We start from the raw sequence: 17,173 nt of genomic DNA, 5'->3' as shown, positions 1-17,173 counted from the left end.
CGCTTTTTTAGTTATACGTTGCATTTCAACGGTGCATGATTTTCTCCTTCTTTTTAAAATCCGTATTAGGGTAGTACATGTTTTTAACAAGTACATTGGGTCCAAGACAACTAAATTCGGAACAATGACAATTAAGTGATTGAGCTAAAGGTGTCGCAAGCCAATGGTTAAATACGTCTGGTAATTTATCATGCTTAATGTTAGAAATAGTACCATTTTCATCACCAAAGTCAGTAACTATGACGTTACCTGTAAAAACATTCACATTCAATCTATTGCGTCCATCAGGGTCATTTCTCATCGTTACATTCGGTGTATCTCTCAGTCTTTGCAATAAGGCTTGATCATTTTCATCTTTGATACATGGATAAATAGGTAATGTACCAAATAGCATCCATAAATTTGGATCACGAATATCTAAAATATGATGGATTGCTGTTTTCATCTCTTTAAGAGAAAGCACTTCTAGTTGGCTAGCAAAATCAGCAGGGTACATGGGATGAATTTCATGTCTTTGACATTTCATATCATGGACAATCTCATTATGTATTTTTTCAAGATGGGGTACAGTGCTTTGATTTAACATCGTTTCGGCAGAAATAAACATACCTTGTTGAGATAAGGTACTGGAATTAGATAACATTTGTTCATACAGTCTCAGTTTTGCTTTTAATGGAGGTTGCTTGTCCATGGCACCAAATCCTACATCTGTAAACTCATCAATTGTTCCCCAATTATGTGAAATATGCATGACATCAATATATTCAGCAATATCTAAATAACGATCTAATGGTAAAGTTAAATTAGAATTCATTTGAACATAGATACCACGGCTATGTGCATATTTTAACAAGGGTTTTACAACATTTCTTATGGATTTTTTTGAAAACATAGGTTCGCCACCTGTGATAGACATGGTTTTAAGGTCTGGAATTTCATCTAAACGGCGATAAATTAAATCCATAGGTAACGGGTCTGGGTCTGTGGTTTGCAATGTATAACCGACAGCGCAATGACTACAACGCATATTACATAAATTCGTCGTCGTAAATTCGATATTACTTAACGTCAAACGATCGTGTTCTTGCATATCATTGTATGCTTCCCATGGGTCGTTATGAATTGAAATTGGTTTCTTAACATTTGATGCATACAAATTCAACATAATTAAAACTTCCTTTTTTAACTTTTATCTGCTATGAGTATATACTAAACTTTATTTGTATAGGGAACGGTGTATACAAATTTATGAATAATCGTATGTGTCTCACATCTAATATTTCACCTTAATATTATTAAGACTATACCAAATTTTGTCAAATCCATGTTAGGATTATACTATCTTATAAAAAGGAGTCATTTTTAAAATGAATGAAAATCAAACAATTGATCAAATTAGAGCAAGATTAGAAAAATTTATTGATGATATCGATCACGTAAATCCGGACGAAGTGCGCGTAGAAGATATAGATGAGTGGATTGGTTTGCTCGATCAACTTGAAGAAAAAGTTAAAACTGTTTCAAAATCATCAGAAGATAAATAAGTTAATTGAATGCTATCTTAGGCCGATGTTTAAACTTTCAAGTTTTAGTCTATATATAACGTAGAACATAAATAGAGAAAGGTGATTATTAATGGCTAAAAAAGTAGCAATCATTTTAACAAATGAATTTGAAGATATTGAATTAACTAGTCCTAAAGAAGCGATTGAAGAAGCGGGACATGAAACAGTTGTTATAGGTGATCAAGCGAATAGTGAAGTCGTAGGTAAACATGGCACAAAAGTTGCGGTAGACGTTAGTATTGCTGACGCAAAACCTGAAGACTTTGATGGTTTATTAATTCCTGGTGGCTTTTCTCCTGACCACTTACGTGGCGATGCTGAAGGCAGATATGGTACTTTTGCGAAATACTTTACTAAAAATGATGTACCAACATTCGCAATTTGTCACGGACCTCAAATTTTAATTGATACAGATGATTTAAATGGACGTACTTTAACTGCAGTATTAAATGTGCGTAAAGACTTAGCAAACGCTGGCGCACAAGTCGTTGATGAATCAGTTGTAGTAGATAAAAATATCGTTACAAGCCGTACACCAGATGATTTAGATGATTTTAATAGAGAAATTGTAAATCAATTAAACGATTAATATGTATAGGTAAGTAATTAAAATAGTTTTTCGTGAGTTAGTTTCATAACTGGAAGCGATAGGTAGTATAAAATACCTGTCGTTTTCCAGTTTTTTTGTTGTCTAAGTTAGACATAATAACCAAAAACGCATTGTTGTAAAACTTCATGTGGACACATTCATACACCCTTGGACCGATTTTTGCAATTAGCTATAGATAAACATTTAAACTATTGATACACTCACTTATAATGATATGAGAGCAACGTAAAGGAGCTACCGCATGAAAAGAAGCGATCGTTATAAAACGTACAACAAACCAAACGACTCAAATGACTCAAATCAATTACATCATAATACGTATTTTAAACCTGTGAATAAACCGCAGAAAAAGAAAAAAGGTAAAGGTATCATTTTAAAACTACTCATTCCCATCTTAATTATTATTGGAATAATCATCGGCGTCATGTATGCATTATCACTTAGTGCTGATACAGATGAGTTGAAGAATATAACAGAAAAAGAATCTTTTGTTTCTGCATCAGATATGCCAGATTATACAAAAGGTGCTTTCATTGCTATGGAAGATGAACGCTTTTATAAACACCATGGTTTTGATGTGAAAGGAACTTCACGTGCATTATTTTCAACATTGAGTGACAAAAGTGTCCAAGGTGGAAGTACCATTACCCAACAAGTAGTTAAAAACTATTACTATGATAATGAACAGTCAATTACTAGAAAAATTAAAGAGTTGTTCGTGGCACATAGAGTAGAGAAAGAATATGATAAAAATGAAATTTTAAGTTTTTATATGAATAACATCTATTATGGGAGTGACCAATACACGATTGAATCTGCTGCTAATCACTATTTTGGGGTAACGACTGATAAAAACAATCCAAATTTACCACAAATAACGGTATTACAAAGTGCTATATTAGCAAGCAAGATAAATGCCCCAAGTGTATATAATATCAATGACATGTCAGATAATTTTACTAACCGTGTTAAAACAAATTTAGAAAAAATGAAGCAGCAAGGTTATATTTCAAATAGTCAATACGAGAATGCAATTCAAGAACTAGGTGTTTAATATCAAAATAGCGCTTAATTTTTAATGGTATTTATAAGAGAGATTTAAAAAAATAAAAATAACTAAGTGTGAGGGTACGAAATCAAAAAGAGTGATTGATTTTGTATCCTCACACTTTTTAGATTAATAAATCTTTAAGCATTTTAATTAAGCTAGTCACTATGATTCCATTACCAAACAATATGCGTTATTCTTAGAGGTGGAGTGAGGATAATGCCTAAAATTACAAAAATAGAAGTACAAAAGAAAAATAAAGAGCGTTTTAATTTATATTTAGATGAGGAATTTGAAATGGGTATCGATATGGATACTTATGTACATTTCAATTTAAAAAAAGGTCAAATCGTTGATGCTGCTGACATGGAAAAAATCCAAAAGTATGACCAATATAGACAAGCAGTGAATGTAGCAATCCAATTTTTATCTTATAGAAAAAGAACAGATTATGAAGTGATACAACATTTACAAAAGAAAGAAATTTCCGAATCTGTTATAGCAAGTGTCATTGACTATTGTCATGAGCAAAGACTAATCGATCATGAAGACTATGCTAATAGTTTAAAAAACACTATGATACTTACTACAGATAAGGGGCCAGGTATTTTCAGACAAAAATTGAGAGATGCTGGTGTTGAACAAACAATTATTGATGTATATGCTGAGCGTTATGAGAACGAACAACCAATGGAAGATATTATTAAAGTTGCAAATAAAATATTAAGACAAAAAAAAGGTCCTACAGTTAAAAGGAAAGAAAAACTATCGCAAGCTTTGATGCAAAAAGGTTATAGCTTTGAAATAATAAAAGTAGTGATGGATGAAATGGACTTCTCACAACCTGAAGCAGAATTAGACGGTTTGTTACAACAAGAACTAGAGAAGGTTTACAATAAATATTCAAGAAAATTTTCAGGCAGAAAATTAATTAATAAAACAATAGAAGGTCTTATGAGAAAAGGCTATAAATATGATAAAATTAAAGCTAAACTGGAAGAGAGTGGTATTGTAGATGGAACAGAAGAAATTGAGTGAAATGAGTGAGGTTGAGTTACGTCACGAAATTCAAGGTTACAAAGAAAAAATGAGAAAAGCAGAGATGAATGGGATATTTAATGAATATGATGTTTATCAAAGTAAGGTCATCATTGCCGAGAGCTATTTGGTAGATAGAACAAAAATAGAAATCGGTAGAATTTATAAGTTAAATGACGGGACTGAGAATTATTTTAAAGTTGAAAGATTAAAAGGTGTTTTTGCTTGGGGCTTTAGAATAAAAAGTGCAGAACCTGAAGAAGGTTTACCAATTGCATTATTAAAATTATAGAAGGATGACGATAGATGGGTAGTTCAATTATATTAAAGTTACTCAATGTAACTCATTATTATAGAAATAAAAAATCTAAAAAATGGTATTTACCATTTGGATATGATGCAGAAGATATTGAATTGAATAATATTAATCTACATATCTATCAGGGAGAAGCACTAGGTATTATTGGTGAAGGCGACTCCTCAAAATCTTTGATAGGGCGTTTATTAAGTGGTGAAATGAAACCAGATAAGGGTAAAGTTGTTAGAAAGAAAGATATATTCTTTGCAGATATCGAAGATAAATTGCTTCAATCTACGACGGTGATAGATTATGTGAAAAATGTAACCACGTTATTTCCTTATAAAACATCTGATCATAAAGTAGAACAGATTATTAAGTTTGCCCATCTTCAAGAAGATATAAATACACCTATTAAAAGTTTGACGGATGAAGCCTATGCGAGATTGCAATTCACATTAGCGAGAACATCAAAATCCAGTATTATTGTAATGAACCAAATACTGAGTTATTTAGATGAAAGTTACTTTGAAAAAGCGATTGAACTAACGAACGAATACATAAATGAAAATTTGACCATAATACTTATCGATGACAATATAGAACGAATTTCACGAACGAGTAATTATATTGCGTGGATTTCACATGGTCAGCTTAGAATGGATGGATCGCTTAACCAAGTATTACCTGCTTTTAGAGAACATGAAAAAGATCGGCTATCATTGACGAGTGAAGAAGAAAAATCTAATTTTGACGTTGATTGGAAAAAAAGCAGAACAAGAATCCCTGAGTTAACCTATAATTTCAAACGTATTGAACGCTATAATCATGCTAAGCCACCAGTAGCACTTGTCCGTTTTTGGACATTGTTTATTGTGTTCTTATTAGGTATGGTCATCATGGCATTATTAATGTTTAATGATTTAGGTAAGCTTGAAATAGGCAAAAATGATGATCAAACGACAATACAAAACCAACAAAAAAATCCGTATGAAGAAAAATTAGCATATGGCATTGTTTTAAAAGATGCGATAAGTTTAGAAAATATGTCGAATGGTAAAAAAATAAAAGCAGATAAATATGCTTTTGTTACGATAACAGGTGAAAACACAAAAAATTATCGTATTGAAATTGATAACAATAACTATAAAGTTGCAAAGAACAAGTTACGCTATTTTGATCCAGCAAGCTTGTTTGAAGAACATAGTGCAAGTGCATTAGCACCCTATATGCATAAAAATTATAGTAACTATAATGAGTTCTTTAATAGCCATTTGCATAAAAAACATAGCACGGTGACCGATTCGCTCGTACCTGAAAGTGGTAAAGATGACCGTTTTGTTGTACCCATCGTTCAACAACCGATATCGATGTTATTTAATGATCAAAATAAATTAGTTGGTTTTACGATTCCTATAAAAGATAAACAAAAACTAAAAGAAAAATTTAATATTGAAACTAATTTTTGGATAACAAAATCGGGTGATGGGTATTTTATGGCAGATATGAAAAATAATAAATGGATTTATATCGAATTGTAGGTGTGAAAAATGATTGATAGTATGATTAACTATTTTATAAATACACCACATCTCATTAAACATGCGTACCAGCGTTTGAAATCGCAATGGATGTGGTTAGTAATACCCTTTATAGTAAGTATGTTAGTACTCTTAATAATGATGTTGATATTTAAAATGAATGGTACGGAAGAAATTAAACAAGCACGAGGCTTTTTTAGATTAGCAGCGGTGATGAGTTTTGCATATATTTGGATTGCGATATATCAAAGTTTTAACACATTTAAACGTGATTACTTTACTGGAAAATTATTTAATATCAATCCAATTTTTCAAAATATTATCATAGCGCTATTGTTTAGTTTGGTGATGTTCATTTCACTTATAATGATAATTTTAGCTACACCCGTAAATATTGAAAGTTCGGTGCTATCTACATTATTCTTTGTTGCTATGTCATTAGTATTTATTGTAGTTATTTCTACAGTACTAGGTTTAATAGCAATTGTGAGTAACAAAATCAATATAATTTATTATATTGTAAGTGCAGTCATGTTTTTCATTGTTCCAATTATTTTCATACCTAATACAAATACGACATTAGTGTCGCATATTTTAATGCTCAATCCCTTATATTATATAATTGAAGGGATTTCACAGTCGGTTGTATTAGGAACGCTGAGTCTAAATAATATACCACAGCATATATACTTCCTATTATTTTTAGCAATAGTGTGTGTCATTATTTATGCATTATATAGAAGTATTGCGCATAAAAAATATTCATATGTTGCTTCATATAAGCAACAAGCAGAGAACGAAACTTCTGAAAATCTAGAAGATAAAGCAGATGAAAATAAATAATGTTAGTTACTTAAAAGATAAAAAAACTGGAGGTTTACGTTACTAATAACGCGTACCTCCAGTTTTTAATTACTTTATTTAGCAAATAATTTACGTTGTAATTTATCTTCACTGAAAACCCAACCAATATAAGAATGATCGATAACCATATGTTCATCTAAATGTGCAATTGCAACAAATGAGTAATGACCATTTTTTAGATAACGTAAATCGATTAATCTAATTTCTGTGGTATTATCATTTAATTTGCGTGATTGCCAACGATATATTGACGAGAAATTAAGAAATGTTTTAATATTTTTATCGTCTTTTACATATTGCATTAAATCATCACTTGGGAATGATTGACGTTTCGATTTGTCACTAAATACGATGTTTCTTCCATAGCTACGACCAACATAATCATGCATTTCCGTTTGTACTGCGACGCGCCATTGCATAAACCTTATTGTTGGTGCAACAAATACTTTTACAGGATTGTGTTCTTGTTTAATTTGTCGCAATGCTTGTTGTTTTATAATCGCTTGCATTCTAAAGCGAATAATATAATATACAACAAGTATGCCAACGATTGGGAAAAATGCGAGATATGGATGTACGCCAACAATCCACAGTAATATACCTATACACCATAATACAAATATGATTGGATCAAATGTATTAATAACACTGAGTTGAATCCATTTATTTGTAATGGGTCTAAGTGCTTGTGTACCATAAGAATTAAATATATCCACAAATACATGAAGAAATACGGCAAGTTGCGCCCATAACCAGACATGGGTCGTATCTACATTTTTAAAGAATGTAAATATTAATAATGTAATGAACAAAGGCCATAAAATTGTAAAAGGGATTGAATGTGTGATGCCTCTATGATTTGATATATAAGTAGCATTATCTTTTAATTTAAAAACGGTGTCACCATCCGGAATTAATGAACCAACTATTAAAGTTGTAGCAGTGGCTGCAAAAGATCCCGCCATGGCAGGGTCTTGGGTCGCTAATGCTGTGAGTCCGATACCCATGACAATATGTGTTCCTGTATCCATAAGTATTCACTCATTTCATGTCTATAATATATTCATTATAATCTAATACGTCCAATATTAAAAATAACACACTATATATCATATAGAAAAATTTTAGAAAATAGAAAGTGATGTGCTTTATGCTTAATGAACCAAAATTCAAAAAAAATCTAGTTGACTGGTTTAATAAAAATCAGAGAAAGATGCCATGGCGAGAAACCTCAAATCCATATTATATTTGGTTAAGTGAAGTTATGCTCCAACAAACACAAGTTAAAACGGTAATAGACTATTATCATAAATTTATTGATCGATTTCCTACTATTGCAGATTTAAGTAATGCACAGGAGGATGAAGTGCTTAAATATTGGGAGGGGCTCGGTTATTATAGTCGTGCTAGAAATTTTCATACTGCCATTCAAGATGTACATCATAACTTTGATGGAGAAGTACCGAATCATCCAGAAACGTTCGGGAAATTGAAAGGTGTAGGGCCATATACTCAAGCTGCTGTAATGAGTATCGCATTTGATTTACCTCTAGCAACGGTAGATGGCAATGTATTTAGAGTTTGGTCGAGGCTAAATAATGATACACGAGATATTAAATTACAATCTACTAGAAAGGCATTTGAAAAAGAGTTACAGTCTTATGTCGAAAGTGACGCTGGTACATTTAATCAAGCTATGATGGAATTAGGCGCATTGGTTTGTACACCGAAAAATACGCTGTGCATGTTTTGTCCCGTACAAGAGCATTGCGAAGCATTTTTAAACGGTACAGTTGAAACATTACCTGTGAAAACCACTAAAGTTAAAAAGAAACATATTAAGCAACATGTTTACATCATTAAAACGCAAGATAATGAAGTATTAATTGAAAAACGTATGCAAAAATTATTGAATAATATGTGGGAATTTCCGATGTATGAAGCGGAAGCGGAACATCAAATTAATTCAATTTTAAATACAAATATCCAATTTTCAGAACAACCAGCTTATAAATTGAAACATCAATTTACACATTTAACTTGGGACATTGAAGTTTATTTAGCAGACCAGGAAATTAATAACAAAGATGAAATAAGTTTACCTAACAATATGAAGTGGATGAATTTAGATGAAAAAGAAGATTATAATTTTCCAGTGAGCATGACAAAAATATATAAATTTTTATTATCGCATTGATAGACTCGGTGTAGTCTACTTAGTTATGTTATAATTTATAATGTGAAATTAAGAAAAGGTGGTGTGGAGCATGGTAAAAGAATCCATACCTAAAGAAGGTCAGACAATAAAAATACAAAGTTATAAACATGATGGGAATATTCATCGTGTTTGGTCTGAAACTACTATATTAAAAGGTACGGAACATGTTGTAATAGGTGGAAATGATCATACGCTTGTCACAGAGAGTGATAGTCGTACTTGGATTACGCGTGAGCCAGCAATTGTATATTTCCATTCAGAATTTTGGTTTAATGTGATATGTATGTTTAGAGAAGATGGCGTCTATTATTATTGCAATTTATCTTCACCGTTTGTGTGTGATGATGAAGCGTTAAAATATATTGACTATGACTTAGATATTAAAGTATATCCAAATGGTAAGTATCATTTATTAGATGAAGATGAATATGAACAACATATGAGACAGATGAATTATTCTTCAGATATTGATGTCATTTTAAGGCGCAATGTAGATATCTTACAACAATGGATTGAACAGAAAAAAGGTCCATTTGCTCCTGATTTTATAAAAGTTTGGCGTGAACGATATAAAAAAATTAGAAATTATTAAGCACATTTAATGTTTTTAATTAAATTATCCTATATAGTGGTATGCGTGTAATTAATAGCAACCAAAATCTTTTATTTGAAAAATGGTATGGCAAATGAACATAAACAATTAAAGATCGTCCGTTTATAGCAGCCTCGTTGAAATTCAGCGCAGGCTGTTTCATTTGCGAGTAAGTGTGGGGAGGAAATAAATTTATGATTCGAAGATATTTACAATTTGTAAAACCATATAAATGGCGAATCATTGCTACAATTCTTGTCGGAATTTTAAAATTCGGTATTCCAATGTTAATTCCATTATTAATAAAGTACGTTATTGACGATATCATAAATAATGGAGCGATTACAGCGGAGGAAAAATTCACTAGATTAGGTATTGCATTGGGCATTGCAGTATTCATCTTTGTAATTGTGAGACCACCAATTGAATTTTTAAGACAATATTTGGCGCAATGGACAAGTAACAAAATTTTATATGATATACGGAAAAGATTATATAATCATTTACAAGCATTAAGCGCACGTTTCTATGCTAATAATCAAGCAGGTCAAGTTATTTCAAGAGTGATTAATGATGTAGAGCAAACAAAAGATTTTATATTAACTGGTCTAATGAATATATGGCTAGATTGTATAACGATAGTTATCGCATTGACGATTATGTTTTATTTAAATGTAAAACTGACGTTAGCAGCATTAGTTATTTTCCCTGTGTATATATTGACTGTATATTTCTTCTTTGGGCGTTTAAGAAATTTAACCAGAAAAAGATCACAGGCGTTGGCTGAAGTTCAAGGATTCTTACATGAACGTGTTCAAGGTATGTCAGTAATTAAAAGCTTTGCAATTGAAGATAATGAAGCACAAAATTTTGATAAACATAACCAAAATTTCTTGCAGAGAGCGTTTAATCATACGCGTTGGAATGCGTATTCATTTTCAGCAATTAATACTGTGACAGATGTTGGCCCATTAATTGTTATTGGTTCGGGCGCTTTCTTAGCTATTAATGGATCTATCACGGTTGGTACTTTAGCTGCGTTTGTAGGATATTTAGAACAATTATTTGGTCCATTACGTAGATTAGTGTCATCATTTACTACATTAACGCAAAGTTTCGCATCCATGGATCGTGTTTTTCAATTGATGGATGAAGGTTATGATATTAAAAATAAAAAAGGCGCACTTCCGCTTGAAATTAAAGAAGGCGATATCGAGATAAACGATGTGAGCTTTAAGTATAATTTAGAAGAAGCAACTATATTAAATAATATTAATTTGAAGATTAATAAAGGTGAAACAGTTGCATTCGTTGGCATGAGTGGCGGTGGTAAATCGACATTAATTAATCTTATTCCGAGATTTTATGATGTTTCAGGCGGAGAAATTAAGATAGATGGTACGAACATTAAATCTTATTTAACTGGCAGTTTGAGAAATCAAATTGGATTAGTACAGCAAGATAATATCTTATTCTCAGATACAATTAAAGAAAATATCTTACTGGGTAGACCGAATGCTACGGATGAAGAGGTTATTAAAGCAGCGAAAATGGCTAACGCACATGATTTTATTATGGAACTTTCTGAGGGTTACGATACTGAAGTCGGGGAGAGAGGCGTTAAATTGTCAGGAGGACAAAAACAACGTGTATCCATTGCGCGTATCTTCTTGAATAAACCTCCAATCATTATCCTAGATGAAGCAACAAGTGCATTAGATTTAGAAAGTGAATCTATCATTCAAGATGCATTGACAGTATTAAGTGAAAATAGAACAACATTAATTGTGGCACATAGATTGTCGACGATCACACATGCAGATAAAATAGTGGTAGTTGAAAATGGTGAAATTGTAGAGGTGGGTTCCCATGAAGCTTTATTAGCTAAAAAAGGTGCTTACGAACATTTATATAGTATTCAAAATTTATAAATATTCGTTATTCGAAATAATCAATTAATATGTGAACAATTAAATCTATAAGTTATATTTAATTATGTTAATGATGTTTATAAAAATTAAAAAAAGCGAGGCAAACTAATCAAACTGAATCAGTTTTGATATTTGTCTCGCTTTTTTATACACAAAAATCGTTCGTTTTATCTTTGTTAACTAGATAATAAGGTATTTTAAACATGGCATATCATTGTGGAATGACGCTTGATAAAAAAACCGCATAGTACAGCTTATGTTAGCTGCACTATGCGATAATTAGTTATAAATCAAAATCTTCGTCTAAAATATCAATTTCATTGTCATTGTTATGGTATGAGAAGAAACTAATACGTAATCTGTCTAAATGTTCTAATGTGTAACGATATTCTTCAATAGCTGAAATGATTTGCATGACATTTGCGTATGAATACATCGTTTGATAAGGATTTCTAATAAGTTCCTTTTGGAAGGCATCCATTAGTTCTTTCTTTTGTGGATTTTCAATTTGATTTTCAAATTGGCCAACGTCATACTTTGCTTTTTTAGAAAGGCTAATAAATATTTGTTCATGATATGCAATCAACGTATCAATTTCTAATTTAATCTGTAATAGCAATTCATGATTCAAATTGTGTAAATCGTTTTGGTAGCGATTCATTTTTTTCAGCACGTCATAGGCATGACGCGTACTTCTAACCACTTCTTTAAAAAGTATTTTTTTCCTGTTTTGGGCATACCTTTGTTTTTTAGTTAAAGGTCGTTCTTCTTCATAATAAACAAATGTTTGTTCTAGTTTTTTAATTCTATCACTAATTACGCCTCTATCTTCTTTAATATGATGGTATTCAGATGTATCATTTAAGACTAATTTGAACCAAACAAATATATCGGAACAAATATTTAAAGAGTTGTAATAAATTTTTGATTCAAATTTTGGTGGTAAGAATACTAGGTTAACGATTGAAGAACTGATTACACCAATCATAACGAGCACAAAACGATAAAATGCAGAAACATAAAAATCTCCTGTGTGTTGTCCCATAATAATTAATGCTGTCACACTAGCTAAGGTAGCAACATGTGCTAAATTAAAGCGGAAAAGTACAGCAATTAATAATATTACGGTTACACCCATAATTACAACATTATCTCCAAATACCGTAACCATTGCTACAGCAAGTAATGCACCAAAAACATTACCTATTGCTTGGTCAGAGACAGTTTTAATTGATCGAAATACGCTAGGCTGCATTGCAACAACCGCACTGACCCCAGCAATTGCTTTCAAACCAGCTTCATTAGGTAGTAGAGAAGCGATAAACAAAGCAAGTATAATGGCTATACCTGTCTTGAGAATACGGGCTCCTAATTTCAAATGTACCGCTCCTTAATATATTAATAATAATTGTGTTTATACTTGTTATACAATTATTAGCAGTAAATTTCAAGTTTATTTCATTTGACTAAAAGCATAATCGACAGCTTTTAACGTAGAATCGATATCTTCTTCTGTATGTTCAGTAGTTAAGAACCAAGCTTCAAATTTAGAAGGTGCTAAGTTTATACCTTGATTTAACATTAGTTTAAAGAATTTAGCGAAAGCTTCTCCATCTGAATTTTCCGCTTGGTCATAATGAACAACCGTTTCATTTGTGAAATATAGCGTAAGTGCCCCGTATACTCTATTGACTGTTGCTGTTATATTGTGTTTGTTAATTAAAGAAAGTAAACCATCTTCTAATCGTTTACCTAGTGCATCTAATTGTTCATAAACACCGTCTTGTTCTAATACTTCCAATAATGCAATACCGCCTTTCATTGAAAGGGGATTACCAGCCATTGTTCCAGCTTGGTATGCCGGACCTAATGGTGCTACTTGTTCCATTATCTCTTGTTTGCCACCATAACCACCAATTGGGAGTCCACCGCCAATAATTTTACCGAAAGCAGTTAAATCAGGGTAAACTTTATATAAATCTTGAGCGCCACCATAATGGAAACGGAAAGCAGTAATGACTTCATCGTAAATAACAAGACTTCCATTATTGTGTGTAATCTCGTTAACTTGTTCCAAAAAGCCTTGTTTTGGCTCAACCATACCAAAATTACCAACGATAGGTTCAACTAAAACAGCGGCAATTTCATCTCCCCAATAATCGATTGCTTCTTTATAAGCATCTATATCATTGTATGGAACGGTAATGACCTCTTGAGCCACACTCAATGGTACACCTGCTGAATCTGGCGAACCCAATTGTGATGGGCCACTACCAGCTGCAACTAAAACAAGATCAGAGTGTCCATGATATTGACCAGCAAATTTAACTATTTTATTACGTTTTGTATAAGCACGTGCTACACGAATTGTCGTCATAACGGCTTCAGTACCAGAATTGACGAATCTGATTTTTTCTAAGGAAGGAATAGCATCGCGCAATTTTTTTGCAAATTCTATTTCTAATTCAGTTGGCGTGCCATATAGTATACCTAACGCTGCTTGTTCTTGTATTGCTTCTGTAATATGTGGATGTGCATGACCAGTGATGATAGGGCCATATGCTTGTAAATAATCTATATATTTATTACCATCCACATCGTATAAATAAGCGCCTTTACCTGAACGCATCATTACAGGTGCGCCACCACCTACTGCTTTATAAGAACGCGATGGAGAGTTAACGCCACCCAAAATGTATTCATCAGATAATTTCTGAAGTTTTTCACTTTCAGTAAATTTCATTATTATCAACCTCTTTTAATTTAATATTTTCGCTTATTATCGTATCATAAAATTAATCATAAAAAGAAATAGGGTGAGTTATATGTTGAAAAAAGGAGATCAATTTCCTTCATTTGAATTAGAAAATCAAAATGGTGAGCTAATCACGAATGAGACGATTAAAGGTAAAAAGGCAGTTTTGTATTTTTATCCAAGAGATAATACACCAACATGTACTACAGAAGCGTGCGATTTTAGAGATAATATCGCTTTATTTAATGATCTTAATGCCAGTGTCTATGGCATTAGTGGTGACAGCAAAAAGAAACATCAAAATTTTAGTGACAAATTAGATCTAAATTTTGACTTACTTGTAGATACAGATTATAAATTATCTGAAGCGGTTGGTGTATATCAACTGAAAAAATCATTTGGAAAAGAATCCATGGGTATAGTGAGAACAACCTTTGTAATAGATGAAACTGGTCAAATTATTGATATAATTGAAAAAGTTAAAGTGAAAACGCAAATAGATGAATTAAAACAAATCTTGGGGTGAGCATAAATGAAAGCAGTCAGTCTAATGAAATTGGGCGATTTAGAAAATGAATTGAAAGCACACTTTCCAAATGTAGACTTTGTGTTTAGCAATGGTCTCTCAGATATAGATGACAAGGACAGAGAAACTTTAGAAATATTATTTGGTTATGATGGTAAATTGGATGAATCGTTTTTAAAACAATGTCCTAATTTAAATTGGATTGCTTGGTATGCCACAGGTGTAAACAACTTGCCTTTAGAATACATAAGCAAGCATAATATTAAACTAACGAACGCTAAAGGTGTACATGCAAAACAGATGTCGGAGTTTATATTTGCGTACATATTAGATGATTATAAAAAGATGAAAACTTCCTACATAAATCAAAAAAATAAATATTATGATTCTTCGTTAACTGGATCAAGATTAAGTGGAGAAAAGATATTGTTTATAGGAACAGGAAGCATAGCTCAACAAACAGCGAGAATTGCAAATGTTATGGGCATGACAGTGATGGGTGTTAATACAACTGGACATACTATTGAAGGGTTTAGTGAGATATATCCAATCAATGAATTGAAAGAAGCGTTGCAGGAAGCGAATATTGTAATAAACACTTTGCCAGAAACCAAAGGTACAATTCATCTACTTGAAAGAGAGCATTTTGAATGTATGGACCATAATTGTCTTTTTATCAATGTAGGCAGAGGCACAGTAGTTAAAGAAGAAATTTTAATAGAAGCTTTAAAAGAAAAATTAATTAGACATGCATACTTAGATGTATTTGAAAATGAACCATTGCAACCGAGTAATGACCTATATCAATTGGATAATGTAACGATTACAGCGCATATTACAGGTAATGGTAATGAAAATAAAAGCGAAGTGACAGGTATATTTGAGAAAAATTTAAAATCCATTCTCAATAACAATGAACTAATTGAGAATGTCGTAAATCCTTTGAATGGCTATTGATGTGTTTATAGCTTTGTTTATTGACATTTCCCCATGTGAACAGTTATATTAATATTAAGTAATAATAATTCTTAAATAGAAAGATGGTGAGGGGAATGAGTGCAGAGTTGGAAACGATAGAGCATCAATTAGAGGATTCGATTACTTCATTGAGAAATAATGGTGTAAGAATCACTCCACAGAGACAGGCAATTCTTAAATTTTTAATTGCTTCACATACTCATCCGACAGCAGATGAAATTTATCAAGCACTTTCACCTGATTTTCCAAATATAAGTGTTGCTACTATATATAATAATTTACGTGTATTTAAAGATATTGGTATCGTTAAAGAACTTCCTTATGGAGATTCTTCGAGTCGTTTTGATTTTAGTACACACAATCACTATCACGTTATATGTGAACAATGTGGTAAAATCGTTGACTTCCATTATCCACAACTAGATGAAGTGGAACAGTTAGCACAACACGTAACAGACTTTAATGTAACGCATCACCGTATGGAAATATATGGGTTATGCAAAGATTGCCAAGATAAATAAACTTGATGATGAGAAATAATTAAGCAAAGCTATTTTTAAAATCAATTTTAATCATGAAGAAGGGACTTACTATTCAGTAAGTCCCTTCTTTCACTTTTAGTTATTATAGAAGTAAGTGATTTAATAAAGTGCATTTTTAAAAAGGTGAATTTAATTTTTCAACATTAACTAATATGAATTTAACTTAATGATAATAAGAAAAGGTAATAAAGTAATCAAAATGTGAAATTGGTTACACAATCTATTTACACAAAATAAAATTTAAATACATTTAAACGATATTTGGTAATATCCGTAGTAAAATTAAACTAAAAAGATCTGTATTTTTTATTGACGGTTATAAATAATCTTGATATTATATAAAAGTCGTCAAAACACGACGCACTGCAATATAAATCGAATCAACAGAAATTATCAAAAGTGTAAATTTGACACTTGTTAATATAGTTGAAAGATAATACAATATTAAATGTTGAGTTAAAAAACGCAACAAACTTAATAAAAAACAACAAAAATTTATTGTTGACTTAACAAAAACTTAATGTTATAATAAATTCTTGTAACGTATTAATGAACATTGAAAACTGAATTGCAATATGTCAACGTTAATTCCGAACGCAACATTAAATTGTTGGTTCAAAACAAGTGTTAGAGATAACACAAATTAGTATTTTATGAGCTAATCAAA

The 17,173-nt window shown here is 31.5% G+C and carries 17 protein-coding genes; 13 read left to right on the top strand and 4 right to left on the bottom strand.

Annotated elements, in window-relative coordinates; genetic code table 11:
- Positions 1–25 precede the first annotated feature (25 nt).
- Positions 26–1,165, bottom strand: a complete 1,140-nt coding sequence (gene yfkAB, locus ACP7BT_RS10840; protein WP_041079971.1) for a radical SAM/CxCxxxxC motif protein YfkAB — start codon at positions 1,163–1,165, stop codon at positions 26–28.
- Positions 1,166–1,367: 202 nt separating this feature from the next.
- Between yfkAB and ACP7BT_RS10835 the strand changes: the two genes are divergently transcribed.
- The 7 genes from ACP7BT_RS10835 to ACP7BT_RS10805 all read left to right on the top strand — a co-directional run bounded on the left by ACP7BT_RS10835 (position 1,368) and on the right by ACP7BT_RS10805 (position 6,943).
- Entirely contained in the window at positions 1,368–1,544 is a 177-nt protein-coding gene (locus ACP7BT_RS10835; protein WP_002482854.1) for an SE1561 family protein, read from the top strand.
- Positions 1,545–1,635: 91 nt separating this feature from the next.
- Positions 1,636–2,154, top strand: a complete 519-nt coding sequence (locus ACP7BT_RS10830) for a type 1 glutamine amidotransferase domain-containing protein (RefSeq protein ID WP_002482855.1) — start codon at positions 1,636–1,638, stop codon at positions 2,152–2,154.
- Positions 2,155–2,416: 262 nt separating this feature from the next.
- Positions 2,417–3,229 carry a monofunctional peptidoglycan glycosyltransferase SgtB gene (gene sgtB / locus ACP7BT_RS10825; protein ID WP_002482856.1) on the top strand — a complete coding sequence of 271 codons (813 nt, stop codon included), beginning with the start codon at positions 2,417–2,419 and terminating at the stop codon, positions 3,227–3,229.
- A gap of 213 nt (positions 3,230–3,442) precedes the next feature.
- Entirely contained in the window at positions 3,443–4,261 is an 819-nt protein-coding gene (recX, locus tag ACP7BT_RS10820; RefSeq protein WP_041079973.1) for a recombination regulator RecX, read from the top strand.
- Positions 4,239–4,553, top strand: a complete 315-nt coding sequence (locus ACP7BT_RS10815; protein WP_011302789.1) for a YfhH family protein — start codon at positions 4,239–4,241, stop codon at positions 4,551–4,553. The genes recX and ACP7BT_RS10815 overlap by 23 nt, the downstream gene beginning before the upstream one ends.
- A gap of 14 nt (positions 4,554–4,567) precedes the next feature.
- Positions 4,568–6,100 carry an ATP-binding cassette domain-containing protein gene (locus tag ACP7BT_RS10810; RefSeq protein WP_041079974.1) on the top strand — a complete coding sequence of 511 codons (1,533 nt, stop codon included), beginning with the start codon at positions 4,568–4,570 and terminating at the stop codon, positions 6,098–6,100.
- Between the two features lie 9 nt (positions 6,101–6,109).
- Positions 6,110–6,943 (top strand): hypothetical protein, encoded by an 834-nt coding sequence (locus ACP7BT_RS10805; protein WP_002482860.1) that lies wholly within the window; start codon positions 6,110–6,112, stop codon positions 6,941–6,943.
- Between the two features lie 74 nt (positions 6,944–7,017).
- Here the strand turns inward: ACP7BT_RS10805 and ACP7BT_RS10800 are convergent, their stop codons facing one another.
- Positions 7,018–7,995: a metal-dependent hydrolase gene (locus tag ACP7BT_RS10800; RefSeq protein WP_002482861.1), complete on the bottom strand. Its 978-nt coding sequence runs from the start codon at positions 7,993–7,995 to the stop codon at positions 7,018–7,020.
- 119 nt (positions 7,996–8,114) lie between these two features.
- Between ACP7BT_RS10800 and mutY the strand changes: the two genes are divergently transcribed.
- From mutY to ACP7BT_RS10785, 3 genes are all read left to right on the top strand, one after another.
- Complete coding sequence (gene mutY / locus ACP7BT_RS10795) at positions 8,115–9,161, top strand: A/G-specific adenine glycosylase (protein ID WP_037538136.1); 1,047 nt, start codon at positions 8,115–8,117, stop codon at positions 9,159–9,161.
- Between the two features lie 70 nt (positions 9,162–9,231).
- Positions 9,232–9,774 carry a nucleoside tri-diphosphate phosphatase gene (gene ntdP, locus ACP7BT_RS10790; protein WP_002482863.1) on the top strand — a complete coding sequence of 181 codons (543 nt, stop codon included), beginning with the start codon at positions 9,232–9,234 and terminating at the stop codon, positions 9,772–9,774.
- 194 nt (positions 9,775–9,968) lie between these two features.
- Entirely contained in the window at positions 9,969–11,705 is a 1,737-nt protein-coding gene (locus tag ACP7BT_RS10785) for an ABC transporter ATP-binding protein (RefSeq protein WP_426303770.1), read from the top strand.
- 283 nt (positions 11,706–11,988) lie between these two features.
- On the opposite strand, the gene ACP7BT_RS10780 is transcribed toward ACP7BT_RS10785, so the two are convergent.
- Together ACP7BT_RS10780 and ACP7BT_RS10775 are read right to left on the bottom strand one after the other, a co-directional pair.
- A complete protein-coding gene (locus ACP7BT_RS10780; protein ID WP_002482865.1) occupies positions 11,989–13,083 on the bottom strand; it encodes an FUSC family protein in 1,095 nt (364 codons plus the stop codon).
- Between the two features lie 75 nt (positions 13,084–13,158).
- Entirely contained in the window at positions 13,159–14,448 is a 1,290-nt protein-coding gene (locus ACP7BT_RS10775; RefSeq protein WP_002482866.1) for a glutamate-1-semialdehyde 2,1-aminomutase, read from the bottom strand.
- Positions 14,449–14,530: 82 nt separating this feature from the next.
- Here ACP7BT_RS10775 and ACP7BT_RS10770 point away from each other — a divergent pair, with 82 nt between their 5' ends.
- The 3 genes from ACP7BT_RS10770 (at position 14,531) to perR (ending at position 16,485) form a co-directional block, all read left to right on the top strand.
- Positions 14,531–14,986 (top strand): peroxiredoxin, encoded by a 456-nt coding sequence (locus ACP7BT_RS10770; RefSeq protein WP_002482867.1) that lies wholly within the window; start codon positions 14,531–14,533, stop codon positions 14,984–14,986.
- 6 nt (positions 14,987–14,992) lie between these two features.
- Positions 14,993–15,943 carry a phosphoglycerate dehydrogenase gene (locus ACP7BT_RS10765; protein ID WP_041079976.1) on the top strand — a complete coding sequence of 317 codons (951 nt, stop codon included), beginning with the start codon at positions 14,993–14,995 and terminating at the stop codon, positions 15,941–15,943.
- Positions 15,944–16,038: 95 nt separating this feature from the next.
- A complete protein-coding gene (perR, locus tag ACP7BT_RS10760) occupies positions 16,039–16,485 on the top strand; it encodes a peroxide-responsive transcriptional repressor PerR (RefSeq protein WP_002482869.1) in 447 nt (148 codons plus the stop codon).
- The last annotated feature ends 688 nt before the right edge of the window (positions 16,486–17,173 follow it).

The sequence above is a fragment of the Staphylococcus sp. Y174-1 genome (assembly GCF_049897865.1).
In the GTDB taxonomy this organism is placed as follows: Bacteria; Bacillota; Bacilli; order Staphylococcales; family Staphylococcaceae; genus Staphylococcus; species Staphylococcus saprophyticus.
The sequence above is the reverse complement of the archived record's forward strand: the minus strand, read 5'-3'. Positions and strand labels throughout refer to the sequence as shown.